At 69.8% G+C, this 24,194-nt stretch carries 27 protein-coding genes; 17 read left to right on the top strand and 10 right to left on the bottom strand.

Annotated features, from left to right (window positions below):
• Positions 1 to 31: 31 nt before the first annotated feature.
• The 3 genes from ABZ374_RS42390 (at position 32) to ABZ374_RS42380 (ending at position 3,048) form a co-directional block, all read left to right on the top strand.
• Positions 32 to 958, top strand: a complete 927-nt coding sequence (locus ABZ374_RS42390) for an SDR family oxidoreductase (protein WP_360322814.1) — start codon at positions 32 to 34, stop codon at positions 956 to 958.
• 123 nt (positions 959 to 1,081) lie between these two features.
• Positions 1,082 to 2,266 (top strand): acyl-CoA dehydrogenase family protein, encoded by a 1,185-nt coding sequence (locus ABZ374_RS42385; RefSeq protein ID WP_360322812.1) that lies wholly within the window; start codon positions 1,082 to 1,084, stop codon positions 2,264 to 2,266.
• The gene (locus ABZ374_RS42380; protein WP_360322810.1) at positions 2,263 to 3,048 is read left to right on the top strand and encodes an SDR family oxidoreductase; all 786 of its coding nucleotides are present in this window, start codon (positions 2,263 to 2,265) and stop codon (positions 3,046 to 3,048) included. Before ABZ374_RS42385 ends, ABZ374_RS42380 begins: the two co-directional genes overlap by 4 nt.
• Before the next feature lie 16 nt (positions 3,049 to 3,064).
• Here ABZ374_RS42380 and ABZ374_RS42375 read toward each other — a convergent pair whose 3' ends face one another.
• The gene (locus ABZ374_RS42375) at positions 3,065 to 3,367 is read right to left on the bottom strand and encodes a hypothetical protein (RefSeq protein WP_360322808.1); all 303 of its coding nucleotides are present in this window, start codon (positions 3,365 to 3,367) and stop codon (positions 3,065 to 3,067) included.
• 276 nt (positions 3,368 to 3,643) lie between these two features.
• Between ABZ374_RS42375 and ABZ374_RS42370 the strand changes: the two genes are divergently transcribed.
• The 6 genes from ABZ374_RS42370 (at position 3,644) to ABZ374_RS42345 (ending at position 10,136) form a co-directional block, all read left to right on the top strand.
• A complete protein-coding gene (locus ABZ374_RS42370) occupies positions 3,644 to 4,825 on the top strand; it encodes an acyl-CoA dehydrogenase family protein (protein WP_360322806.1) in 1,182 nt (393 codons plus the stop codon).
• Between the two features lie 13 nt (positions 4,826 to 4,838).
• The gene (locus ABZ374_RS42365) at positions 4,839 to 6,005 is read left to right on the top strand and encodes a CaiB/BaiF CoA-transferase family protein (RefSeq protein ID WP_360322804.1); all 1,167 of its coding nucleotides are present in this window, start codon (positions 4,839 to 4,841) and stop codon (positions 6,003 to 6,005) included.
• The gene (locus ABZ374_RS42360; RefSeq protein ID WP_360322802.1) at positions 6,002 to 6,529 is read left to right on the top strand and encodes a MaoC family dehydratase N-terminal domain-containing protein; all 528 of its coding nucleotides are present in this window, start codon (positions 6,002 to 6,004) and stop codon (positions 6,527 to 6,529) included. The genes ABZ374_RS42365 and ABZ374_RS42360 overlap by 4 nt, the downstream gene beginning before the upstream one ends.
• Complete coding sequence (locus tag ABZ374_RS42355) at positions 6,526 to 6,999, top strand: MaoC/PaaZ C-terminal domain-containing protein (protein WP_020549685.1); 474 nt, start codon at positions 6,526 to 6,528, stop codon at positions 6,997 to 6,999. Before ABZ374_RS42360 ends, ABZ374_RS42355 begins: the two co-directional genes overlap by 4 nt.
• A gap of 12 nt (positions 7,000 to 7,011) precedes the next feature.
• A complete protein-coding gene (locus ABZ374_RS42350) occupies positions 7,012 to 8,151 on the top strand; it encodes an acyl-CoA dehydrogenase family protein (RefSeq protein WP_360322800.1) in 1,140 nt (379 codons plus the stop codon).
• Positions 8,152 to 9,041: 890 nt separating this feature from the next.
• Positions 9,042 to 10,136: a protein kinase family protein gene (locus tag ABZ374_RS42345; protein WP_360322839.1), complete on the top strand. Its 1,095-nt coding sequence runs from the start codon at positions 9,042 to 9,044 to the stop codon at positions 10,134 to 10,136.
• Positions 10,137 to 10,315: 179 nt separating this feature from the next.
• Here the strand turns inward: ABZ374_RS42345 and ABZ374_RS42340 are convergent, their stop codons facing one another.
• From ABZ374_RS42340 to ABZ374_RS42330, 3 genes are all read right to left on the bottom strand, one after another.
• Entirely contained in the window at positions 10,316 to 10,489 is a 174-nt protein-coding gene (locus tag ABZ374_RS42340; RefSeq protein WP_360322798.1) for a DUF397 domain-containing protein, read from the bottom strand.
• Between the two features lie 254 nt (positions 10,490 to 10,743).
• Positions 10,744 to 10,941, bottom strand: a complete 198-nt coding sequence (locus tag ABZ374_RS42335; RefSeq protein ID WP_360322796.1) for a DUF397 domain-containing protein — start codon at positions 10,939 to 10,941, stop codon at positions 10,744 to 10,746.
• A complete protein-coding gene (locus ABZ374_RS42330) occupies positions 10,923 to 11,780 on the bottom strand; it encodes a helix-turn-helix transcriptional regulator (RefSeq protein WP_360322794.1) in 858 nt (285 codons plus the stop codon). Before ABZ374_RS42330 ends, ABZ374_RS42335 begins: the two co-directional genes overlap by 19 nt.
• 297 nt (positions 11,781 to 12,077) lie before the next feature.
• Between ABZ374_RS42330 and ABZ374_RS42325 the strand changes: the two genes are divergently transcribed.
• Complete coding sequence (locus ABZ374_RS42325) at positions 12,078 to 12,533, top strand: ATP-binding protein (RefSeq protein ID WP_360322792.1); 456 nt, start codon at positions 12,078 to 12,080, stop codon at positions 12,531 to 12,533.
• A gap of 148 nt (positions 12,534 to 12,681) precedes the next feature.
• Positions 12,682 to 13,113, top strand: coding sequence for a hypothetical protein (locus ABZ374_RS42320; RefSeq protein WP_360322790.1), 432 nt, complete (start codon positions 12,682 to 12,684; stop codon positions 13,111 to 13,113).
• Between the two features lie 203 nt (positions 13,114 to 13,316).
• Here ABZ374_RS42320 and ABZ374_RS42315 read toward each other — a convergent pair whose 3' ends face one another.
• Entirely contained in the window at positions 13,317 to 13,700 is a 384-nt protein-coding gene (locus ABZ374_RS42315) for a hypothetical protein (protein WP_360322788.1), read from the bottom strand.
• Between the two features lie 747 nt (positions 13,701 to 14,447).
• Between ABZ374_RS42315 and ABZ374_RS42310 the strand changes: the two genes are divergently transcribed.
• The 3 genes from ABZ374_RS42310 to ABZ374_RS42300 all read left to right on the top strand — a co-directional run bounded on the left by ABZ374_RS42310 (position 14,448) and on the right by ABZ374_RS42300 (position 16,468).
• The gene (locus ABZ374_RS42310) at positions 14,448 to 15,041 is read left to right on the top strand and encodes a hypothetical protein (RefSeq protein ID WP_360322786.1); all 594 of its coding nucleotides are present in this window, start codon (positions 14,448 to 14,450) and stop codon (positions 15,039 to 15,041) included.
• Entirely contained in the window at positions 15,038 to 15,784 is a 747-nt protein-coding gene (locus tag ABZ374_RS42305; RefSeq protein ID WP_360322784.1) for a hypothetical protein, read from the top strand. Before ABZ374_RS42310 ends, ABZ374_RS42305 begins: the two co-directional genes overlap by 4 nt.
• Positions 15,785 to 16,021: 237 nt before the next feature.
• A complete protein-coding gene (locus ABZ374_RS42300; protein WP_360322782.1) occupies positions 16,022 to 16,468 on the top strand; it encodes a hypothetical protein in 447 nt (148 codons plus the stop codon).
• A gap of 196 nt (positions 16,469 to 16,664) precedes the next feature.
• Here the strand turns inward: ABZ374_RS42300 and ABZ374_RS42295 are convergent, their stop codons facing one another.
• The gene (locus tag ABZ374_RS42295) at positions 16,665 to 17,021 is read right to left on the bottom strand and encodes a helix-turn-helix domain-containing protein (RefSeq protein ID WP_360322780.1); all 357 of its coding nucleotides are present in this window, start codon (positions 17,019 to 17,021) and stop codon (positions 16,665 to 16,667) included.
• A 154-nt stretch (positions 17,022 to 17,175) separates the two neighbouring features.
• Between ABZ374_RS42295 and ABZ374_RS42290 the strand changes: the two genes are divergently transcribed.
• Positions 17,176 to 17,844 (top strand): NAD(P)-binding domain-containing protein, encoded by a 669-nt coding sequence (locus tag ABZ374_RS42290; protein WP_360322778.1) that lies wholly within the window; start codon positions 17,176 to 17,178, stop codon positions 17,842 to 17,844.
• Between the two features lie 68 nt (positions 17,845 to 17,912).
• On the opposite strand, the gene ABZ374_RS42285 is transcribed toward ABZ374_RS42290, so the two are convergent.
• On the bottom strand, positions 17,913 to 18,563 hold the full coding sequence (locus ABZ374_RS42285) for an HD domain-containing protein (RefSeq protein ID WP_360322776.1): 651 nt from the start codon (positions 18,561 to 18,563) through the stop codon (positions 17,913 to 17,915).
• 70 nt (positions 18,564 to 18,633) lie between these two features.
• On the opposite strand from ABZ374_RS42285, the gene ABZ374_RS42280 reads away from it, so the two are divergent.
• Positions 18,634 to 19,617, top strand: coding sequence for a helix-turn-helix domain-containing protein (locus ABZ374_RS42280; protein WP_360322774.1), 984 nt, complete (start codon positions 18,634 to 18,636; stop codon positions 19,615 to 19,617).
• 114 nt (positions 19,618 to 19,731) lie between these two features.
• On the opposite strand, the gene ABZ374_RS42275 is transcribed toward ABZ374_RS42280, so the two are convergent.
• The 3 genes from ABZ374_RS42275 to ABZ374_RS42265 all read right to left on the bottom strand — a co-directional run bounded on the left by ABZ374_RS42275 (position 19,732) and on the right by ABZ374_RS42265 (position 21,903).
• A complete protein-coding gene (locus tag ABZ374_RS42275; RefSeq protein ID WP_360322772.1) occupies positions 19,732 to 20,355 on the bottom strand; it encodes a histidine phosphatase family protein in 624 nt (207 codons plus the stop codon).
• A gap of 119 nt (positions 20,356 to 20,474) precedes the next feature.
• The gene (locus tag ABZ374_RS42270; protein ID WP_360322771.1) at positions 20,475 to 21,083 is read right to left on the bottom strand and encodes a TetR family transcriptional regulator; all 609 of its coding nucleotides are present in this window, start codon (positions 21,081 to 21,083) and stop codon (positions 20,475 to 20,477) included.
• A gap of 109 nt (positions 21,084 to 21,192) precedes the next feature.
• Positions 21,193 to 21,903, bottom strand: a complete 711-nt coding sequence (locus ABZ374_RS42265; protein WP_360322770.1) for a DUF4232 domain-containing protein — start codon at positions 21,901 to 21,903, stop codon at positions 21,193 to 21,195.
• A 799-nt stretch (positions 21,904 to 22,702) separates the two neighbouring features.
• On the opposite strand from ABZ374_RS42265, the gene ABZ374_RS42260 reads away from it, so the two are divergent.
• On the top strand, positions 22,703 to 23,617 hold the full coding sequence (locus tag ABZ374_RS42260; protein WP_360322768.1) for an MBL fold metallo-hydrolase: 915 nt from the start codon (positions 22,703 to 22,705) through the stop codon (positions 23,615 to 23,617).
• The last annotated feature ends 577 nt before the right edge of the window (positions 23,618 to 24,194 follow it).

The raw sequence follows: 24,194 nt of genomic DNA, 5'->3' as shown, positions 1-24,194 counted from the left end.
GACGAGGCCACCGACAAGGAGCGGACAACACATGGGTGACTTCCTCACGGGCAAGGTAATCGCGGTCACCGGCGCGGGCCGGGGTATCGGCCGCGCCGTCGCCCTCGCCGCCGCCGCGCACGGCGCCAAGGTGGTCGTCAACGACTACGGCGTCGCGATGGACGGCAGCGAGCCGACCAGCGAGGTCGCCGACGCCGTGGTGAAGGAGATCGAGGCGCTCGGCGGCGAGGCCGTCGCGGTCGCCGACTCCGTGGCCACGATGGAGGGCGGCGCCCGCATCGTGAACGCCGGCGTCGAGAAGTGGGGCCGGATCGACGGTGTCGTCACCGTCGCGGGCAACCTGCGCGAGCGCATGTTGTTCAACATGACCGAGGACGAGTGGGACAGCGTCATCGCGACCCACCTCAAGGGCACCTTCACCGTCGTGCAGGCCGCGTCCAAGGTGATGAAGACCCAGGGCTTCGGCTCGATCGTCGGCTTCACCTCCGGCGTGTACGCGCTCGGCTCGGTCGCCCAGGCGAACTACGCCGCGGCCAAGGGCGGCATCGTCTCGTTCGTGCGCTCCGCCGCGCTGGGCCTGAACAAGTACGGCGTCAACGCCAACTGCGTCGCGCCGGTGGCCCGGACCCGGATGTCCGAAGGCGTCCCGCAGACGCTCAAGGAGATCGGCGACCCCGAGGACGTCGCCGAGCTGGTGGTCTTCCTGCTCTCCGACCACGCCAAGAACATCACCGGGCAGGTCTACACGACGGCCGGCCCCAAGATCGCACTGTGGGACCAGCCGCACGAGATCAAGACGATGTACGCGGCCGACCGCTGGACGGCCGAGGAGATCGCCGAGAAGCTGCCGACCCAGATCGGCCAGGACCCGATGCCGGTGCTCGCCCAGCTCAAGGAGTACGCGGCCGCCGCGGCGAAGAAGAAGGCCGCCGAGGCCGCTGCCGCCGCCGGCAACTGACGTAGCCCTCGGTGCACGCACCACGCGCGCGGGACGGGCGGTCGCCGATCCCGCGCGCGTGGCCGCCGACCCTCGCAAGGACGCGCTCGCGGGACGAGCTCGGAAGACGAGATTGGACACGCTGTGGATTTCCGGTACAGCGCCGAGGACGAGGAGTTCCGGGCCGAGGTCCGCGAATGGCTCCGGGAGAACCTCTCCGGTGAGTTCGCCGCGGCCGTCGGTACCGGCGGTCCCGGCAGCGAGCACGAGCACTTCGAGATCCGTCGGGCCTGGGAACTGCGGCTGGGCGAGGGCGGCTGGATCGGCCTGGACTGGCCCAAGCGGTACGGGGGCCGCGAGGCGTCCCTGATGCAGCAGGTGATCTTCGGCGAGGAGTACGCCCGCGCCCAGGCTCCCGGCCGGGTCAACCACATGGGCGAGAACCTGCTCGGCCCGACCGTGCTCGCGTTCGGCACCGACGAGCAGAAGGCCCGCTTCCTGCCCGCCATCGCGCGCGGCGAGGAACTGTGGTGCCAGGGCTACTCCGAGCCGGGCGCCGGTTCCGACCTGGCCAACCTGCGCACCACCGCGACGGTGGACCCGCAGACCGGCGACTGGCTGATCAGCGGCCAGAAGGTGTGGACCTCGCTCGCACACGAGGCGAACTGGTGCTTCGTGCTGGCCCGCACCGACCCCGCGTCGCAGCGACACAAGGGCATCACCTTCCTGCTCGCGCCGATGGACCAGCCCGGCATCGAGGTCCGTCCGATCGTCCAGCTCACCGGCACCAGCGAGTTCAACGAGGTGTTCTTCGACAACGCCCGGGCCGGCGCCGAGCACGTGGTCGGCGAGATCGGCGCGGGCTGGGGTGTGGCGATGGGCCTGCTCGCGTTCGAGCGCGGGGTGTCCACGCTGGCCCAGCAGATCGGCTTCGAGATCGAGTTGGACCGGGTGGTCGCCGAGGCCAAGGCCAACGGCGCGATCGAGGACCCGGCCCTGCGCGATCGACTGCTGCAGAGCTGGATCGACCTGAAGGTGCTGCGCTGCAACGCGCTGCGCACGCTCGGCTCGCCCGACCCCGGCGCCGCGTCGGTGGCCAAGCTGGTGTGGGCGGGTTGGCATCAGCGCCTGGGCACGCTCGCGATGGACGTGGCCGGCGCCGAGGCCACGCTGGCCGCCGAGGCCCCGTACGAACTGTCCGCCGCACAGCGCCTGTTCCTGTTCACCAAGTCGGACACCATCTACGGCGGGTCGAACGAGGTACAGCGCAACATCATCGCCGAGCGTGTTCTCGGCATGCCCCGTGAACCGCGAGGAGACGCCAAGTGAGCCCCACCCCCGCCCCCACCTACGTCGAGGGCCACGGCCTGCTGGCCGGCAAGACCGTGCTGATCACCGCCGCGGCGGGCACCGGGATCGGCTTCGCGGCGGCCAAGCGCGCCGCCGAGGAGGGCGCCGTGATCGCGATCAGCGACAAGCACGAGCGCCGACTGGGCGAGGCCGCCGACGAACTCGCCAAGCTGATCGGGTCGCGGCCACTGGCCGTCCCGTGCGACGTCACCGTCGAGGAGGACGTGCAGAACCTGATCGACACGGCCGCGCGCGAACTCGGCGGCATCGACGTGCTGATCAACAACGCCGGGCTCGGCGGCGAGGCCGACCTGGTCGACATGACCGACGCGCAGTGGGACCTGGTCATGAACGTGACCCTGAACGGCACCTTCCGCTGCACCCGGGCGGCGCTGCGGCACATGCAGCCGCGCGGCAAGGGCGTGATCGTCAACAACGCCTCGGTGCTGGGCTGGCGGGCGCAGAAGGGCCAGGCGCACTACGCGGCGGCCAAGGCCGGCGTGATGGCGCTGACCCGCTGCTCCGCCGTGGAGGCGGCCGAGTTCGGCGTGCGGGTCAACGCGGTCGCGCCGAGCATCGCGATGCACGCGTTCCTGGCCAAGGCGTCCTCCGAGGAACTGCTCGACGAGCTGTCCTCGCGCGAGGCGTTCGGGCGCGCGGCCGAGCCGTGGGAGGTCGCCAACGTGATGGTCTTCCTCGCGTCGGACTACTCCTCGTACATGACCGGCGAGGTCGTTTCGGTCAGTTCGCAACGCGCCTGACCGCGACACCGCCTCGTCAAAAGCGGCGCCTGGGCCCGGGTATCAGTCCTCGCAGGGACCGACCCGGGCTTTCGCGCGCGCCGGCCCGATCCGGCCCACGACTGCCGCTCGCGAGGAAATCGAGGATGTCCGGCAGCAGTTCGCCGACCCGGTACGGCGGGCCCTCGGTGTCCTCACCGACCGGATCCGGCGGGTGGGGAGGGTCCGGATCGTTGTGCGCGAACGCCGACCACTCGACGTCGTGCAGTTCGGACGCCGACCATTCGGCGTCGCACCACGGGTGTTCCCGGCCACATTGCGGACAAGCATTTCCGCTCATGTCCACCCACGATAGGTGGTCGATCGCGGACGCGCCGTAACTTTTCCGGACTTGTCCCAAACCGATCCGTCGGCCGCGCCCCGGCCACGCCCGGCGCACACGCCGGGGCGAGCGTGGGCGAGACGGGGCCCACACCATCTATTGCCGACCGCCACTCGAAATGAACCCAGGCCGGTGTTACTTTGATCTGACTATCCGTCAGGTTCTGTGCCGGCTGCCTCACCTGCACGTACACAGGTGAGGCTGCCGGCATGGGCGCGCCCCGAAAGGCGACCCGTGGACTTCGACTTCTCCCCCGACCAGACCGCGTTCAGCGAGACGGTCGAGCGGTTTCTCGACGCCAATCCCGACTCCGAAGTGTTCGATGTCACCCGGGAGAACATGGCCCAGGTCGTCGACACCCCCGCACGCCGCGCATACATGCGCAAGATGGCCGACCAAGGCTGGCTCGGCATCACCTGGCCCGAGGAATGGGGCGGCCAGGACGGCGACGGGGTCTACGAATACCTGCTCAACGAAGCCTTGGCCGGCCGCGGTGGACCGCAGATCGGCAAGGGCGTCGGCATCATCGGCAAGACCCTGCTCGCGCACGGCAGCGACAAGCTCAAGGCCGAGTTCCTGCCCAAGATCCTGAACAACGAGGTCGAGTTCGCGGTCGGCTACAGCGAGCCGGAAGCCGGCTCCGACGCCGCCTCGATGAAGCTGCGCGCGGTCCGCGACGGCGAGGGCTGGCGACTCAACGGCCAGAAGACCTGGACCACGTCGGCGCACTTCGCCGAGTGGTACTGGGTCGGCGCGCGCACCGACCCCGACGCGCCCAAGCACCACGGCATCACGCTGTTCCTGGTGCCGATGGACCACCCGGGCATCACCGTCCGGGGCATCTGGACGATGGGCGACGAGCGCACCAACGACGTCTTCTTCGACGACGTGTGGGTCTCCGACGAATACGTGGTCGGCGAGCTGAACAAGGGCTTCCAGTACATCTCCCAGGCACTGGACCTGGAACGCTTCACGATGTTCTCGTTCGCCCCGATCCAGCAGCGCCTGAACGTGCTCACCGAGTACGTCAAGGAGGCCACCCGCGACGACGAGCCGCTGCGCGAGGACCCGATCGTGCGCAAGCAGCTTGCCACGCTGGTCACCGAGGCCGCCGTCGCCCGCCTGCTCGGACTGCGCGTGGTGGCCGCCGCCGCAGGTGGCGGGAAACCGCCCACGGTCGAGGCGTCCGGCTACAAGCTGTACGCCACCGAGCTGTCCAAGCGGCTCGCGAACGCGTCGATGGACATCGCCTCGCCGGGCACCCAGTTGCGGGTGGGCACCGAGGACGCACCGATGACCGGTCGCGCCGACTCGACCTACCGCTACACCGTGCTCGACACCATCGGCGGCGGCACCTCCGAGGTGCAGAAGAACATCATCGCCCGCCGCGGTCTCGGCCTTCCCAAGAACTTCTGACGGGGCCGCGGTCATGTCCGGAGAGTTCCTGGAAGGCGTCACGGTGTTGGACCTCGCGAGCGTGGGCCCCGCCGCCCGCGCCTCGCGCTGGTTGGCGGACTACGGGGCCGAGGTGATCAAGGTCGGCCCGGTCCCGGCCAAGAGCGGCGTGCAGATCGCGCCGCCCTACTACTCGTACAGCGCGCATCGGCGGATGAAGCGCGTGCTGGTCGACATGAAGGCGCCCGAGGGCCGCGAGGCGTTCCTGACCCTGGTCGAGGGCGCCGACGTGGTGATCGAGAGCTTCCGTCCGGGTGTGGTGGACCGGCTGGGCATCGGTCCGGAGGCGGTCGCGGCGCGCAATCCACGCATCGTCTACTGCTCGACGTCCGGCTTCGGCCAGGACGGCCCGCACGCCCAGCAGGCCGGACACGACCTGAACTACCTGGGCGTGGGCGGCTTCCTGCACATGTCGGGCCCCGGCACCGACGGCGGCCCGCCGATCCCGGGCGCGACCGTGGCGGACAGCGCGGGCGGCGGCATGCACGCGGTGATCGCGATCATGGGCGCGCTCTTCCGTCGGCAGCGCACCGGCGAGGGCGCCCGGCTGGACGTCTCGGTGGCCGACGGCATGCTCGCGCTGATGGCGCTGGGCGTGGACGAATACCTGGCCACCGGTGTCGAACCGGAGCCCCGGCACGGCATCCTGACCGGCCGTTACGCGTGCTACGACACCTATCGCGCCCGCGATGGCAAGTGGCTGGCGGTGGCCGCGATCGAGGGCCGCTTCTGGGCGAACCTGTGCCGGCTGACCGGGCTGGACAAGTGGGCCCCGCGTCAGCTCGACGACGACGCCCAGGACGCGATCCGGGCCGATCTGGCGGCGGCCTTCGCCACCCGGGACCGGGACGACTGGGTGGCCGAGCTGGCCCCCGCCGACACCTGCGTGTCGGCGGTGTTGTCCGTACCGGAGCTGCTGGAGGACCCGCAGTTCCTGGCCCGCGGCGCGTTCACCACCGCCGAGCACCCGGTCCAGGGCGAGTTCCGCCAGGTGGGCCCGGTCCTGGCCGGCCAGCAGGCGCCCGCGGACCCGTACCCGGTCCGGGAATCCGGGATCACCGACACCGACGAGCTGCTCGCCGCGGCCGGGCTGGGCCCGCACCGCATCGCCGAGCTTCGCGCTTCAGGAGTGGTCGCATGACGGCACAAGACACCACGCTGCCCGAGGACGTGGCGGCGCTGATCGGCAAGGTCCAGTACGAGAAGCGGGGTGACTTCCCCGCCGAACGCGGCTACATCTGGACCTCGTGCGCGTCGGTGCAGAACGGCAACCCGCTGTTCTGGGACGCGGCCGTCGCCGAGGAACTCACCGGCGGTGCGATCGCCCCGCTGAGCCTGCTGTCCGCCTGGGCCCGCCCGCACTACTGGGCGCCCGGCGCGGAGGGCGAGCAACTCTCCCTCCAGGTGCACTTCGACCTCAAGATCCGCTTCGAACTGCCCGAGGCGATCATGACCGACAACACCAACGTGTTCTACGAACCGGTGCGCCTGGGCGACATCGTGACGTCGCGTCAGGTGCTGAAGTCGGTGAGCCCGGAAAAGCGCACCAAGCTCGGGATCGGCCGCTTCTGGGTGATCGACGTCGAGTACCACAACCAGGACGGCGCCCTGTTGGGCACCGAGTCCTACACGGGCTACGGCTACCGGCGGGAGGCCACCGGATGAGCGACCTGACCCTCGATCAGTTGGCCAAGGGCGACGCGCTGCCCACGTTCGGCGTGGACGTGACCGCGACCACGGTCATCCTGGGTGCGCTGGCCAGCCGCGACTGGCGGCCGATGCACCACGACTACAAGTTCGCGGTCGAGCGCCAGGGCGTGCAGGACATCTTCCTGAACACCCCGAACCAGGCCGCCTGGTTCGAGCGCTACCTCAACGACTGGACCGGCCCCAAGGGTCGGATCGGCCGGATGGTGTTCCGGATGACCAAGCCGGTCTTCCCGGGCGACCACATGCTGCTCACCGGCACGGTGGACGACGTCTCGGTGGACGAGGCCGGTTGCGGCTGGGTCCGCGCCGAGATCTCGCTGACCGTGGACGGCGCGGCCCGCACCACGGCCACCGCGCGAATCGCGTTGCCCACCACCCCCGACGACAACCCGTGGGACCGGCGCGGCGAGCGCTGGAAGCCCTAGAGGAGACGCGCGATGGACCTCGATTTCACCCAGGAACAGGACATCCTCCGGGAGACCGTGCGCGGCCTGACGGCCCGGCACGCCGACCTCTCCGTCGTTCGCGAGCTGGAGAACGACCCGGTCGGGTACCCCAAGGACTTCTGGAAGAAGCTCGGCGAGTCCGGTCTGACCGGCCTGACGCTGCCCGAGAAGTGGGGCGGGTCGGAGATGACCACGCTCGACGCGGCCGTGGTCTACGAGGAGTTCGGCCGTTCGCTCGCGCCGACTCCGCACTTCGTCAGCTCGGTGCTGGTCGGCGGCGTACTCGCCGCGGCCGCATCCGACGACCAGCGGCAGCAGTACCTGCCCGGCATCGCCGCCGGCACCACCATCGCGAGCGTGGCGTGGCTGGAGCCGGACCGAGGCTACAGCGGCAAGGGCGTCGCGCTGGCGGCCCGCGCGGACGGTGACGGATACCTGCTGTCCGGCACCAAGCGGCACGTCGCGTACGCGGCGGCGGCCGACGTGCTGCTCGTGCTCGCCCGGACCGGCACCGCGGGCACCCCGGGCGATCCGGCCCAGGGCGTCTCGCTGTTCCTGGTCGACCCGAAGGCGGCCGGGGTCACCCTGACCCAGCAGACCACGATCGCCTCGGACACCCAGTACCGGGTCGACCTGGCGGACGTGCGCGGCGAATTGGTCGGCACGGCCGGTGCCGGCTGGCCGGTCTGGTCGGACGTGCTGCACGACGGCCTGATCCTGCTCGCGGCCCAGGCCGTGGGCGGCGCCAAGCGCGCCCTGGAGATCACCGTCGAATACGCCAAGCACCGCAAGCAGTTCGACAAGCCGCTCGGCGCGTTCCAGGCGATCGCACACAACCTGGCCGACGCCTCGACCGCCGTGGACGGCGCCGAGACGCTGGTCTGGGAGGCCGCCTGGTCCCGGGACAAGGGCCGCGACACCGCGCGCCTGGCCCCGATGGCCAAGCTCTTCGCGGCGCGCACCTACCGCGAGGTCACCGACCTGGCGGTGCACGTGCACGGCGGCATGGGCTTCACCCTGGAGTGCGACGTACAGCTCTACTTCCGCCGGGCCAAGTCGCTCCAGCTCAACTGGTGGGACGACCGCTACCTGGAGGACCTGATCGCCGCGGACGTGCTCGACAAGGGCTGACGCCCCCGATCCCCGGACGAGGGCGACTCCCGCACCGCGGGGGTCGCCCTCGTCCGTGCGGCGGAACACTGGCGACGGTCCACGGGCGGCCCGCTCGGGAGCGGGAGCGGGCGCGGGCGGAACCCCGGCGCGGCACGCCGGCCGGGTACATGTGGTGTACCAGCCGGGAGTGGTCACCTCCGTCCGGCTCGGCGACCATGCATCGGTGACCGTGCCTCCCGGATTCGGGTGCCCGACCGCACCACGGCCCACCGCCGCCCGACCGCCGGCGCCGAGGGACCGACGATCTCCGCGACCCCGCCGGGCCCGCCGCCGTCGTCCATCGCCGACCCGCCGGTTTCCACCGTCAGGCCCGGCACTCGCACCTGCTCGGCCGCCCTGTCCACCGCCGCGCGAATGGCGTCGGCGACGTCGGCGGTCTCCAGGCTCCACCTCGTAGGTGACGGTCGCGTATGCGGCCGAACCTTCCTTGCTGATCGCCTTCGACTCGAACGGGTCTGCGACAGCGGCCACTTGCGGTCCGTCATGCAGCGACCCACCGCGTTGTCGACGGCCTTGCGCAGGTCGCCGGTGGCCACCTTTTGCCCGCCTGGGGCGACGAATACGACCCGGGGGGGGTGGCGCCGTCCGCGGCCGTTCCGGGAAATCGCTCCTCCATGAGATCGAACGCCTTCTGCGACTCGGTCCCCGGGCATCGAGAACCCCTCGTCCGAGCCCCGACGCCTGCGCGGCACCCACCGCGAGCGCGGCCGGCACCCCCGGCCAGACCAGCAGGACCCGGCCGCGCCGACCGCCTTCGCCCGAGACACCGAGCTGGACGGACCACCTTCCGTGAGACAGCGTGGTGGCTTCGTTGGTCCCGGACGGAGGCAGCGGTGAAATCCCTCGAAATGTCGCGCGATGTACGTCTGGCCGCCCACAACGCCGTCTCCACGGCCCTGGCCCGGTGCGATGACCACACCCTGGGCAGCCTTGTGGAGTCGGCCCAGCCGCTCGGTTGCGGTATCGGCGGCAAGTCGGCGCTGCTGGGGATCGACGGAACCCCGGTCTTCGTGAAGCGGGTGCCCCTCACCGATCCGGAGCGGGAACCGGACGGCGTGCGGTCCACGGCGAACGTGTTCGGATTGCCGGTCTTTTGTCAGTACGGCATCGGCGGCCCGGGCTTCGGCGTCTGGCGGGAACTCGCCACACACACCATGACGACGAACTGGGCGCTCGCGGGCGAATACGAGGGCTTTCCGCTGCTGTACCACTGGCGGGTACTGCCGGACTCGACCCCGCTGCCCGAGGAACTGGCGGACGTCGAAGGGGCGGTCGCCTATTGGGGCGGTGGGTCGCAGGTGCGCCACCGCATCGAGGCCCTCCGAGACTCGTCGGCGAGCGTCGCACTGTTTCTGGAGTACATCCCCCGGAACCTGCACCAGTGGCTGGGCCGGCAACTGGACATCGGCGGCGGGACCGCCGACCGGGCCTGCACGATGGTGGAGCGGGAACTGAAGGCCGGAACCTCGTTCATGAACAGCCGCGGCCTCCTGCACTTCGACGCCCACTTCGAGAACATCCTGACCGACGGCCGGCGCCTGTTCTTCACGGACTACGGCCTTGCGCTCTCCTCTCGGTTCGAACTGTCGGGCGACGAGGTCGACTTCTTCGACCGGCATCAGACCTACGACCGCTGTTACACCACCTCATACCTGGTGAACTGGCTGGTCACCGCCCTGTACGGACACGACCGAGACAAGCGCGAGGCCCAGGTGCGCGCATACGCCGAAGGCGAACGCCCCACGGGGGCCCCGAAGGTGGCCACGGCAATCCTCACCCGCGATGCGCCGCTCACCGTTCTGATGGCGGACTTCTTCCGCAAACTCGGAAACGAGAGCAGGGAAACCCCGTACCCGGCCGAGGAGATCGGCCACATCGGCCACCCGGAGAACGAGATCGCTCCCGCAACCATCAGACGACGGCCGAACGAGCCGGCCGAGTAAGCGCCTCGCCGAGAACCGGATAGCCCGAACGGACCTGCTCTCTCGCTGCGTTCGCCGCGTGCACGGCGCCGACGCACCCGACCTCCCACAGCCGCCAAGACCGAAGCGCCCCCCAGGGCAACCCACACCCGTGCCTCCGGAGCCCAGAGGACTTTCGGCCTACTCCGGAGAGAACTGCGTCACGCCACTCGCGTCACCGAGCGCACGAAGTCGGTCCACTGTCGTCGGCCGAAGGAAATCACCGGGCTTTCGGCCAACTTGGAGTCCCTGGCCGCGACATCAGCCGCCAGCGGGCAAACTTCAAGACACGAACCGTCGCTCTGGCTGTACGAGGACTTGCGCCACTCAGACAACCGGTGTTCTCGATCATGTTCCCTCCGGTGTATTCATCGATGCCTTCAGATGAATCCTCGACGTTCGGAGGTGCATGACTCAAGCGCTGGACGAGGCGACGCATACACCGAATCCACTCGTTCAAAGGTCACGCGCGTTGATCCGAAACGCCACCTTCGGCAACTGCCTTGGGCTGCACCGACTCAACCGAGGTCGTGCAATTGCGTGAAGCGGGAAGCCCCTCCCGAAGGAGGGACCTCGCCGCACTCCGGAACTACTTCATCGCGCTGAGGAAGAACTCCCAGGAGCTGTGCTCGAAGGCCAACTCGGGACTTTCGGCAAGCTTCGAGTCACGCGCGAAGGCCGCGGCTGCATCGGCGGCAGCCTCGACGCAAGCATGATCCTGAGTGCTTCGCGATGACTTTCGCCAAGACAAGGTCTGCGACCGTATTTTCAACGTTTTGACCACCATGATTTATAATCCTCGATCATTTCGATTGAGTTTTGCTCGTCAAGGCCCGCATGCAGCAATCGTCGGATGAGGCCACGTGCTCGGTTCACATACGCTGCCTCTTCGGTAGCGACCGCCGAGGCTACGGAGCTGCTGTCGCAGACGACGCTTCGATCACGTGCACCCGAGTAGTCGAACAGCGCGAATCCACTTTGGATTGCCGCCCGTACAGCCGTAGTGAAGGGGACCACGCAAGCGGTGATGATGGGTCGCTCCGCGAGATCAACGAGATTTCGAAGCTGTCCTTGCATGACGTACGGGCCTCCGACGTCGATGCGCAAGCATGCTTCAGTGATGATCCACAGCACCGTCGGCGACGGCTCCTCAGCGAGTCGCTGCTGGCGACGCATGCGGATCTCGACAAGCATCTCAACCAGTTCGTCTCCGAACCCGGACGTGCTTTCGGTTACGGCGCGGGCGTACTTTTCGGTCTGCGCCAGACCCGGAATCACCATCGGACTGTATTCGGTGATACCGGTCGCAAGCGACTCGAGACGAGCGTATTCGGCGTACTCCTCAGTCATTCTCCCCGCGTATGGCTCCAGCCACGCCAAGACGTCCCGCTCCGAGGACGCGAGCAGCGCGAGCGCCGTCTCCCTGTCCTCAGGACTTGCTCCATAGAGAGCGAGGAGGGCTTCCACCTCGTCAAGCTCCAGCGTGCGCTTCGCCGTTTCGGCGCGGCTCATCGTGGACTCGGACATGCCGATCCGGGCTCCGGCCGAGCGCATCGTCATCTGCGTCGCTTCACGCAAGCACCTCAGCAGTCTCGCGAGTTCACGCTGCGACTCCTCAGCGATCATCACACCTCCTTCGCACACAGTCTGCTCCCTGACACCGACCGCAGGGTGATCACTTGCAGAAATCCCATACAACTTGACGACTTGCATGGGAGCGAGGAAGGTAGCACTCAAGACACGAACAGCAATCGCTTGATTGCTGCAAGTGGTCGTGATGCGTGCGGCTACACGCCCAGGCGCCGCCTCCCCACCTACGGGAGGCCGCGTACGGCCTCTTGCCGCCACTGTCGTCCAGCAGTACGCGTCTCTACGCGGAGCGAAGCAAGTCGCTATATCCCGCGGCAACATTCGGGAGCTGCCATGCCTTCAAGCACCCTCAAACAGGATTTCCCCATCTCGGCCACGTCAGTGAAGCATGTGCGCGACTGCGTACGGAGCTTCTGTGTCGACCTCGGGTTCCCCTCGCCGATCGTCGACTCGGCACGGCTCATAGCCAGCGAGTTGGCCACCAACGCGGTGCGGCACGCCAAAGGGCATGCCGTCCGGGCGGAGTTCACGCTTGTCCTGACCCTGAGCGGCGGGCGGCTCGACATCGCCGTCTGGGACTACCACCCCTCACCCTGCCCACCCCTGTCCAACCTGGCGGACATCCCCCCGGACGCACAACACGGCCGCGGACTGGCCATGGTCTGCCTCGACGCAGCCGGATTCACCTGGACCCGCACGCCCACCGGCAAGCTCGTGTCCGCCTGGATCCAGGTCGGCGAAGCACCCGCCCGCCGCCGCCCACAACCAACACAGGCCGGACTCTTCTGACAACGGGCGTCCACCCCGACCCACAACGCCGTCTCGCATCACCCATGCGCGGCACACGCACGTCCCGGGGCCGGGCTCACTCCCGTCACAGCGGGAGAAGGGCAGCCCTCAAGAACAGCAACTCAACAATGAACAAAGGCAGTTCGTCATGAGCCCACTACTGAAACCCGTCCGGGTGGAGCCCCACGCATTCCCGAACCGCAACCCCCACGCCCCCTACCTGGTCGCCGCCGGCGAGACGTTCGACGTCATCGAGGTGGGCGAATCCCTCGGCCGGGCCACCCTCGACGTCCTGCGCACCCGACAGGTCACCCCGGGCCCGATCATCCTGGACCGCCGCTACCGCCGTATCGGCTTCCTGATCCCGCCCGAACCCACCCACACGCTGCCGCCCCGCGAACAAAGATCCGGCCCACGCCACCACGGCCGAGGCTGCTGGATCACCATCCCGCACCCGAACACCCGAAGCACCGACGCCCTCATCTGGCTCGTCGCGCCCGTGGATCACGAACAGCCCTCCTGCACGCTGCGCGACGTCCGCAGCGCGATCAGAGCGGCAGCCCAAACCCTCGGGTCCTGAACCGAACCAGCAGACCGCCCCGCTCGGAGCCATCCCCCTTGATCATCACCGCCGCACGGCAGTCACCCATGCACCACATCACGCACATCGCACTCGAACTCACCAACCCGTGCCGGCCCCCGTGCCCGGCCGGCCACTCGCCCACCACGCCCCCGGATTCCTGGTGCCGACTCCTCACCGAAGCGACCGAACTCGGGGCCGAATCAGTGCGCTTCGCCGGTGGCGAGCCCACCACCCATCCCGCCTTCGGCGAAATCCTGTGCCACGCGATCCGCGCCCGCCTGGACATCGAGGTCGTCACCGACCTCGTCCACATCAACCGCTGCCAATGGACCCTGTTCACCCACGAACGCGTCCGCCTCGCCACCCGGTGGTACTCCGACGACCCCGTTCAACACGAGGCCATCACCCATCACCCCGGCAGCCACCTCCGCACCCGAACCAACATCGCCACCGCACTCGGACTGCACATCCCCCTGCGGGTCGACATCGTGGAAACAATCCCCGACCAACGCATCGGCGCCGCCCGAGCCGAACTCCTCCTCCTCGGCATCCGCCCGGACCGCATCGACATCGACCGACTCCAAGCCCCGCCCGAGACAACCAACTCCCTCACACAGTCGCCGACTTCCCCCACCATCCTGGCCAATGGCGACGTCGCAACCGGCCCGAGCCACCGCCGACTCGTCGTCGGCAACGTCCTACGCCGACCCCTCACCGAAATCCTCGCCACCCCCACGTGGGCGCCGACCCCTCCCACGAAACCCGCCCCACCGACCATCCCCACCCCGAACGAGGCCACCGTCCCGAAACCCACCACACCTGCGCGCCCACACCCTTCCCCCCGCCCGACCGACCCGCCATCCACCACCCTCTGCCTCCTCGGCCGGAGCAACTGCGGCCAACCCCCGTTCCCGGCCCCCCGACCACCACTCACCCCGGACCAAAAGCACACAGCACACGACCCGCCCACACCCCCGTCACCGTCACCGTGACCAATCCCGCCGCACGCACAGCAGCGAAGTCGAACGCAGGTCCGCCCGCACCCACCGGGCACCATCGGTCGGCTCCGCCGGTGCCGGCCGGGCGTGCTGCACGGGCCGACGCCCCGCGCGACGACACCCGAAGGCGGCTCCCGGCTCAGGCCGGGGCTGCCTTTTCGGTGCCCGGCCCGATCCGACCACCCTGCGGCCGATCACTCGAAAGGGGGGTTTCGAGGCATTCGTCCGAGCGAAAGGGCCCGTCGTCGTCACCCTGATGTCATGGGCAACCCTCGGCGTGCAGCGCGGAATGCGGCTCGATGCACGGCTCGACACGCGTCTCGGTGTCTGTTGGTGGCGGCGCTGGGCCTGCCGGTCCTGGGCGCGTGCGGCGAAGCCTTCGCCGACGAACGCATCACGGTGACGGTGGAGACCGGACCGGCCGGGCCGGTCGGCCCACGCACGGAGGTGGACACCGGCCGGGTGCATGTGGTGCACCACCCCGGGGTGCTCACCTCGGTCCGGATCGGCGACCACGTCGCGGTGACCGTGCGGCCCGGCTGCGGCTGCTCGCCCGGGGCGCCGCCGACGCCACCCGCCGCCCGGCCGCCGCGACCCCGGCCGCCGGCTCCCACACCGCCGGTGACCAAGACGACGGAGCCGGCCGCCGTCGCCCCACCCGCACCCCGGCCGCCTCGGGCCGCGGCCGCCCGGCCGTACACCTTCGCGGTCCTGGACGCGCTGCCCGCACCGCCGAGGGCCCCCGCGTCGGCAGCCGAACGGCCGCCCGCCCCACGGCCGTTGCGTATCGCCGGCGCCCCACCCGAGGACGACGCGGCGCACCCGGGCTTCGCCGACGGGATCGGGCCGGCCCTGATCGTGTCGATCCTGCCCGCCGCGCTCGCGGCACTGCTGCCCCATCCCGCCCGGCGAGGAGTGCGCCCGTGATCATCTGGATTCTCGGCGCCCTGCTCGGCGCCGGCATCGCGGCCGGCGCCCTCGTCCTGCTCAGTCGCGGCGAGAACACCAAGACCGGCGGCTTCGACGGTCAACTGTTGTCCTTCTGCGGCGGCGCGGTGTTGTCCTCCTTCGTGTTGCTGACCAGCTTCCAGATCGTCGGCGCGTGGGAACTCCAGTCCACGGTCCGCCAACACGCGAGCGACGAGGCCCGGGTGCTGACCAGGACCTACGCGGCGGCCGGAGGGCTGGCGGCGCCCGACCGGGAGGCGGTGCGCGCCGGGCTGCGCGACTACACCCGCACGGTGATCGACAAGGAATGGTCGGCGATGGCCGACAAGCGCGACTCCCCGCTCGCGTGGCGCCAACTCGACCTGATCACGGCCCGCGTCGCCGCCGCCTCGGTCACGGAGCGCGACCAGGCCGCCGACACCCGGGCGGCGATGGCCGACCTCTACGTCAAACGCCATGTACGCCTCGCCGACCCGGCCTCCATGACCCCGATCGTGCTCCCGGTGGCGATGATCGTCGCCGGCATCTTCGCCATCGTCTTCCCGGCCCTGGTCGGCCCCACCACGGACGTCCGCCACATCGTCGCCCTGGCCTTCGTCGGCGCGATCGTCGCCTTCGGCATCCTCTTCGTCATCCAACTACGCAACCCCTACACCGACCCCTTGGCCGTCCACCCCACCGCCTTCCACACCTCCCTCACCCGCTACACCCAACTGGGCTGAGCCACCCGGGCACCGGGCCGAACACGACCCTGGTGCGCGCGGTCGGCGCCCCGATCGCCCCACGCGCCGAACGACAAGCCGGGCCCGACAAGATCCGATTGCGCCGGCAAATGGCCGGTTACTCGCTTCAACCAACTCCTTGGCTGCGCTTTGATCTTCTTGCACGTGATCTTCCGGACGTCGCGACGGCCCCGAGGCGCCGCAGTGACGTCATGGCCCGGCCATAGAGGAGAAACGATGAAGACCAGCATTCGCGCGCTCACGGCAACGGTGGTCGCAGCCACCGCGTTGGTCGCCGGTTCGGGTGGCGTATCCGCTGCGGGCGCCGCCGGAGGTGTTCACGCGGACGGTGTCATCGTCGAGTTGGGTCCTGTGCCGGCGACCGATACCGAATTCGCCGACTGTCACGGGGTGGTGGTCGTAGGACAGGACCAGAGCCTGGGCTCCCTGTACGTGCGGGGCTCGTTCTTCCTGCCCACGAGCACTCGGGGGCTGCCCTGCAAGGGATGGCTGGAGCGCAGCGTGAACAACGGTCCCTGGACCCGGATCGGCGATGTGCACACGAACCCCTCGAACTCGACGGGCTGGTACTACAACGGCGATGGGTACCGCGGTCGTGTGTGCGTCGGCGACCTTCTCTACTCCAACTCGTATTCCTGTGTCGGTACATACCCGGCAAGCTGACCGGCAGCCAAGTATCCGCAACGTCCCGACGGAGCGGCGCGCGCGCCAGGGCACGGACGCTCGACCGGGGGTTCCCGGTCGAGCGTTTCGCCTGGGCGGCCCGCGAGTCCGGGCGTTCTGCTCGTCCGGCAACCGGGCAACCCGTACACCGGCCCCTCGGCCCGGTACCCGGCCGCGTTCCACACCGCCCTCACCGCTACACCCCGAGCGTGCCGCCGGCCCGCGCGGCCCGTACCTCGGTGAGGTTGGTCTCGGCCCATCGGCACAGCTCGGTCAGCAGTGGGGACAAGGACTGGCCGAGGGTGGTGAGCGAGTACTCGACGTGTGGCGGTACGACGGGGAGCGCGACACGTCGGACGAGGCCGTCGGCCTCCAGGGAGCGCAGGGTCTGGGTGAGCATCTTCTGGCTGATCCCGCCGATGGCGCGGTGCAGTTCGGCGTGTCGGAGGGTGCCGCCGCGCAGTGCGTACAGGATCAGCGCGCTCCACTTGTCGGCGATCAGGCCGAGCACCTCCCGTGAGCCGCAGTTCGGGTCGAACACGTCCGGTTCCATCGGGCCCCCCGGTACAGGTACCAAATAGTGCGTACTTCCGCCCGGGACCGTACCGACCTACGGTCACGTACATCAATCGGTCGAACGAAACCGGCCGACCACCACACCGGCTGCGGTGGTCGTTCGGTGTTTTTGGTACGAGGGGGAACAGCACATGAGGATCGGCGTACTGGGCACGGGTGAGGTCGGGCGACGGCTCGCCGGCAAGCTCGCCGCGCTGGGTCATCAGGTCACGCTCGGCTCCAGGACGGCGGACAACGCCGAGGCCAAGCAGTGGGCCGCGGACAACGGCGGCGCCCACGGCACCTTCGCCGACGCGGCCGGCGCCGCCGAACTCGTGGTGAACGCGACCGGCGGCCTGGTCTCACTGGCCGTGTTGGAGGCGGCGGGTGCCGACAACCTGCGCGGCAAGGTGCTCGTCGACGTGTCCAACGCGCTGGACTTCTCCCAGGGGTTCCCGCCCAAGGTCCTCACTCCGGACGGCGGCAGCCTCGCCGAACAACTGCAAAAGGCGTTCCCCGAGACCCGGGTCGTCAAGACCCTCAACACGATGAACAACACGGTCATGGTCGAACCCGGCCTGGTCCCCGGCCATCACAACGTCTTCCTCAGCGGCAACGACGACGCCGCCAAGGCCGAGGTGGCGACCCTGCTGGGCTCCTTCGGCTGGACGTCCGACCGGATCATCGACCTCGGCGACCTGTCCAGCGCCCGCGCGACGGAACAGCTGATGCCGCTGTGGCTGCGCCTGTACGGGGTCCTGGGCCCGGTGGACTTCAACATCTCGATCGCCATCGCCCCCGCCCGCCAGGCCCACTCGTAGCCCGGATCGGGCGAAACGACCGACCGGCCACCCGCCGTCACCCGGGCGGCGGGCCCGGCCGGGACCGGTCACTCGCCCCACCGGGCCGCCGCCGCCTGCCGCTCCATGTCGGTCAGCCCCGTCTCCCGGCGTTCGCGGACCAGTTCCCCGGCAAGGGTGTAGCGCGGGGCGTTCCCGGCTCCGCGCTCGGCATGGCGGACGATCTCGTCCGTCAACGTGGGGGCCATCCGCAGCCGCGGGTATCGCGCGTGGATGGCCTGCCCCTGCGCATCGGTGACGAACTCGGCGTCGCGTCCGAAGTCCAGGCCGATACCCCGCCTGGTCAGGTGGGTGAGGACGCCCCGGCGTTCGGCGATGCCGGCCGAGGTGTGCAGCGCGATCGCCTCCCACACCGAGTCCACGTGCGCGGCGGCGACCCCGTGTCCGCTCAGGAACTCGGCCGCCAGGTCGGCCCCTTCGACCTCGAACCGCTGCTTCCCGGGCGCGCCGGGCGAGGTGCCGAGATCGTGCAGGACGCACGCGAGGAACAGCAGTTCCGGATCGAAGTCCACCTGCGGACGCAGCCCCTCGTGCTCGGCGAACAAAGCCGCGAAGAGATAGCTGCGGACACTGTGGTTGGCCACCGACTCGCTCTCGCAGGCATGCACGTACTCGATGGCGCGAACGGCCGTCGACGTGGTCGGAAGGACGGGATACGGGTGCGGAATCGCTGTCGTCATGGCGCCACCGTAGAAAGCCCGCCGGCCTTTCGACAGTGGCACGAACGCCATCACTCGATAGGTTTGTGCCATGTCTGCTTCGCCCCGCCCGCACCACGTCGCCGTGCTCGCACTGCCGGACGTGCTCGCACTGGACTTCGGCATTCCGCTCCAGGTCTTCGGTAGCTGGCAGGACGGCCCGTACGCCACGACGGTGTGCACCGAGACGCCCGGCCCCGTGCCGGTGCACGGCGGCGCCGCACTGCTCGTCGAGCACGGCCTGGAAGCAGTCGCCCATGCCGACACCATCGTCGTGCCCGGCCAGGCCGGGGCCGGACCGCCCTCGCGGCGGGTGTGCGACGCCGTGGCCGCGGCCTCGCGCCGCGGCAGCCGGATGGTGTCCATCTGCACCGGGGCCTTCGTACTCGCGGCCGCCGGTCTGCTCGACGGTCTGCGCGCGACCACCCATTGGGAGTTCGCCGCCGCGCTGGCCCGGGGCTACCCGGCGGTGACCGTGGAACCGCACATGCTCTACGTCGACGAGGGCGACATCCTCACCTCGGCCGGCGTGGCCGCGGGCATCGACCTGTGCCTGCACATCGTCCGCCGCGACTTCGGCGCCGCCGCCGCGAACCGGCGGGCCCGAGAGCTGGTCGCGGCACCGCATCGCAGCGGCGGCCAGGCCCAGTTCATCCAGCGCCCCGCCCTGCCCCGGCCGAGTGGGCCACTCGACGACCTACGTGCCTGGGCCCTGGGCCGGCTCGACGAACCGCTGACCGTCGACGCCCTGGCCCGCCGGGCGGGCCTGTCCCGCCGCACGCTCATTCGACGGTTCCACGAGGAGACCGGGCAACCTCCCATGCAGTGGTTGCTCACGGCCCGCCTCGACCGGGCCCGGGAAATCCTCGAATCCACCGACGAGTCGGTCGAGTTCGTGGCCCGCCGCTCCGGCCTGGGCACAGCGGTGAACCTGCGCACCCTGTTCAAACGCCACCTCGGCGTCCCACCCACCACCTACCGCGCCACCTTCCGCACCCACGAGTCCGGAAGCCGGGTCACCACCGACCGACGGTGAATGTTGCCGATCTCGATCCAGCCGCCGGACGGCAGGCGGTACTTCACCCGGGTGCCGTCCTCCGCCCACGACCGGGCATCGGCCCGGGTGCGGCACTTTCGGATGTGGACGCTTTCAGATGTGCAGCTCGGGAGCGAAGCCCGTCCAGCGCAGTTCGGGCGGCAGGTGACGCATGTCGTTGGCCATGAGGACGGAAGCGGGCCGACCGGGCGCGTAGCGGATGACCGTGAGTGCGGCGTTGCCGTGGTCGAGGCCGATCCAACGCCACTTCGGCGCGTGCATGGCATCCCGGACCAGCCAGGCGATCAGGAAGTTGTGCGTGACGACCAGTTCGTGCCGATCCACCGCGCCGGCCACCGGCCCGGTGAACAGATCCAACGCCCGACGGCCCAGCGCGAACCCGTGCTCCCGTTCCTCGTCGGTGGTATCGGCGAGAAAGCGGAGGCAGGAGTCGGCGGCCTTCGCTGGAAGCTCTTCCCGTCCCGGCACGTACGGCACGAAGTCACCGGCAACTTCCGAGGCATGCAGCGGCACGTTCGGGAGGTGCCCACCGATCAGGCGGGCAGTCTGCTCGGCCCGTGCCAACGGACCGTGGTGAACGACAGCCAAGGGAATGCGCCGAAGGCGCTCCCCCAAGAGCACGGCCTGCCGACGCCCACCCTCGGTCAACCCACTCTCGTCCGGCAACGCCTCGCCGTGCCGAACCAGGTAGAGGTATCGGGTCGCCACACCGGTCATCACACGCTCCTCCGTGTCCATGGGGACCCGGCCGCATCGACGAGTGCTGTCGCCGGCCGGGCGCTTGCGACGACGGTGCGCAGTGGTGGCTGTAGCGCGGTGGCTGTGGCGCGTTCCCCTCAGGAGGCCCGGTCCGGCCGGTCCTGGTGGGGGTGCTCGATCACGATGCGCTCGACCGCTGCGGTGACCAGTTCTTCCCGCTCGGCCTCGGTGAAGACGTCCGGGAGGGTGAGCTGCTCGACGATCAGCCAGTTGAGGGTCAGCATCAGCAGCTTGACGGCCATGGTGTCGCCGGGGAGACCGGAGGCTTCGTGGTACTCGATGTTGGCGTCGACGTCGGCCCGGACCCGCTCGGTGAGCACCCTGCGCAGTTCGGGGCGACGGGTGGCCTCCAGGCGCAGTTCGAGAAGCGCGAGGTAGCCGGTGCGGAAGGCGGCGACACGGCCGACGAGTTCACGCATCAGCACCGCGTAGGTTTCCCGGTCGCGGCCGGCCGCCCGTTGGCGGGCGATCAGGGCTTCGTCGGGCTGGAGGCGCTCATAGACGCGGGCGCCGGCCTGGGTGAGCAGATCGTCGCGGCTCACGAAGTAGTTGGACACGGTCCCGACGGGCACGGCGGCCTCGTTGTCCACCGCCCGGAAGGTCAGTCCCCGTGCACCTTCCCTGGCCAGCACCTCGATCGCCGCATCGACGAGCGCGGCACGCCGCTGGTCGTTTCGCCTCACCATTGTCACCGCTCCATGTGCAGTACTCCGTCCAGACTACTTCAGGCAGAGTACTTCATGAAGCTCCGGCGCCGGCCGCGTGATGACGCCCGGGCTGCCGTCGTACCGAGGGTCAGCCGCCCTGGCCGGCGCTGCCGATCGGGCCGACCTTCACCGGGGAGCCGGCGCCGTCCGTGACGGGCAGCGTGGCGGCGCCCGGCCACTGGAGGGTGACCGTCTTCGTCTCACCGGGCGGGGTCACCTGGAGACCGGTGATGCCGACGCCGGAGCCACCCGACTCATTGGCCGGGTAGTTGATGCCGAAGGACACCGACGTCCCGCTCTTGAGGACGATCGAGGGGGCCTCCTCGCCGGTGCGCTTCGCGGACAGCGGCCCCGCGCTGGTCTTCAGGTCGACGCCCGCGTACCCGGTCATCGCGCAGTCCCGGCCGTTGTTCTTGAACGTCACCGCGACGGTCTTGTCACGGTCGCCACCGATGGTGCCGTCGATCGCGGTGATCTTCAGGTCGTCGGTGCGGCACTTGGCGGTCTTGCCGGCGTCGGCGGAGCCGCCCCCGCCGGTCGTACCGGTCGCGGCCTGCCCGCCGGAGCCGGAGGTCTGTCCGGCGGAGGACTTCCCGCCGCCCTGGTTGCCCCCCGTGGTCGGCGAGCCGGGCGGGGTGGCCGCGTTGCCGGCCGAGGTGACGGGCGAGGAACCCTGCACCGCCGGAGCTCCCTTCGCGGCGTCCGAGTCCGAGTCCGAGCCCTGGCACGCCGTCATCAACGAGGCGCCGACAACGAGGGCTGCGGAAACGAGAACGGCCTTGCGACGGTTGCCGAACATGAAATGCCCCTTGGTCTCCGACAGTTGAAGCCGAATCGGTTCCGGCTCCTCGGTGCTTGCGTGATCACTATGGCGAGGCCGTGAAGCGAGCGGCCAGGGGCGTCGTCGTTCCACGACATCGCTGTCGCAGACCGGTTACATGGTCACGTAAGGAAACGAGACCTGCTCGACACGCCCTTTTCGGCCCCTTATGACCGGCGCAACTCGGCGCACTGGAGCGACTTTTGTCCGGCCGTATCAACAGGGCAACGGTCGCTGTGCCCGCTCGCCGGCGCGGTGGATCACCATGAGCCGGCCCTTACGCGACCGGGGCCGGACCCATGGCCACCGGGCTCGGAACGGCCGCTGTCCGGCGCCCCTTTCGGTTCTGCCCGTCACACCGGACCCCTGGCGACATGCCGGCGCGCACAGCGGATCGGTACCGCCCCGCACGCGCCGTTACATTGCCGGCACTTCCCGGACCGTCCCTCACGGCCCGCACTCCGCCGGAAATCCCCTCCCTTGCCCGCCGGTTCCCGCCCACCAACGGATTCCACCGCCCGACTCCCACCGACACGACGACAGTCGGCCCGCCACCATGCCAGGTAACAGCGGCCCCGAAGCGGCTTCCACCCGGCCGTCCCGAAGATCCCCTCGCTCCACACCGGAATCTTCGGCACCGAGCCGGTCGGGTCGCGGGGTCTCGCAACGGCAGTGCTGTCACAGACCGGGCTACTGCCCGGTCATAGGGGGTGACCGAACGGTGTGACCCGTCGCGCCGTCGAGGTCTTCGGTTGACGCTCTTCCAGAGGAGAACAACATGAGCCAGGTCGACATCGCACGCCCCGACGCACCGGGGTTGGACGAATTGGTTCCGTCGCGCTACGCGCTGAAGGTCGGCGACATCGACGTGACGGTGATCAGCGACGGGGTGCTGCCGATCGCCCCCGTGACGTTGGCCACCAACGCCGCCACGGCCGACCTGGAGGGCTGGCTCGGTGACATGTTCCTGCCGCCGCAGGTGATCAACTGGCCGCTGAATGTGGCCGTGGTGCGCAGCGGCGGCCGGACCGTCCTGATCGATTCCGGGCTGGGGACGGAGTTCCCGGGCTTCCCGCGAGCCGGGCAGTTGGCCATGCGACTGGACGCCGCCGGGATCGATCCCGCCTCCGTGACCGATGTGGTGCTCACCCACTTGCACATGGACCACATCGGCGGGCTGCTCGTCGACGGGCTGAGGGGCCGGCTGCGCCCGGACCTGAAGATCCACCTGGCAGCGGCCGAGGCCGAGTTCTGGGCAACACCCGACTTCTCCCGAACCGTCATGCCCGCACCGGTGCCGGACGTGCTTCGAACGACCGCCTCGCGGTTCCTGGACGTGTTCCGCGGCCGGTTGCAGCCGTTCGAAAAGGAGTACGAGGTGGCGCCGGGTGTCATCGTCCGCCGCACCGGCGGTCACACCCCCGGCCACAGCATCGTCCGACTGGAGTCCGGCGGCGACCGGCTGACGTTCGCCGGCGATGCCGTGTTCCAGTGCGGGTCCGACCACCCCGACTGGCAGAACGGCTTCGACCACGACCCCGAGGAATCGACCCGCGTCCGGATCCGTCTCCTGACGGAGCTGGCCGCGAACGGCGAGCTGCTGGTGGCCAGTCACCTGCCGTTCCCGTCCGTCTGCAACGTGGCGGTCGACGGCAACGCCTTCCGTTTCGTACCGGCCGTCTGGGACTACTGACCGCACTTCGGCCACACTTCGATCGACGCCGACGCGTGAGCAGCGCGCGAGCGGCCGGCCCCGACAGGTAGCCATGGTTGTCGGGTGAACGGGGTTGAGCGATGCCCACTCGCCATCGTGGTGGGCATCGCTCCGGGACCGGATGTGTCTGCTTCGGGCCGCCCGAGGATAGGTCCACGCCCCCCGCGCGGGCCCGGTGGGCGTAGGCGGCGGCGAGCTGCGACTTGCCCATCCCGCCCCCCGGACAGCACCACCGTCGCGTGATCGGCCCGGGCCCGATCGATCCGCTCCCGCAACCCGGTACGGTCCTGGAACGCCGAGGTCAACGCCGGTACGGGGTCGCGCTGAAGCGGCCACTCCACCGGCCCCGGGACGGGCGCGGCTCGGACGTTCAGGTTGGTGACGTTGCCGGTGATCGCAACGGCGCGGAGTGCCAACGCGATGGCGGGCCCGGATCCATCGATGTGCACCGAACCCACGCCCGCGTCGGCGCCATCGCACGGTGGCCGCCTCGCCTTCCCCGATGCCCCGGCGCCCGATCGTGGCGTACCCGGTCAGGGACGGCGGTCGATCCCGG

The sequence above is a fragment of the Embleya sp. NPDC005971 genome (assembly GCF_040629175.1).
Taxonomy (GTDB): domain Bacteria; phylum Actinomycetota; class Actinomycetes; order Streptomycetales; family Streptomycetaceae; genus Embleya.
Note: the sequence above shows the minus strand (reverse complement) of the source record. Positions and strands in the feature narration are given on the sequence as shown.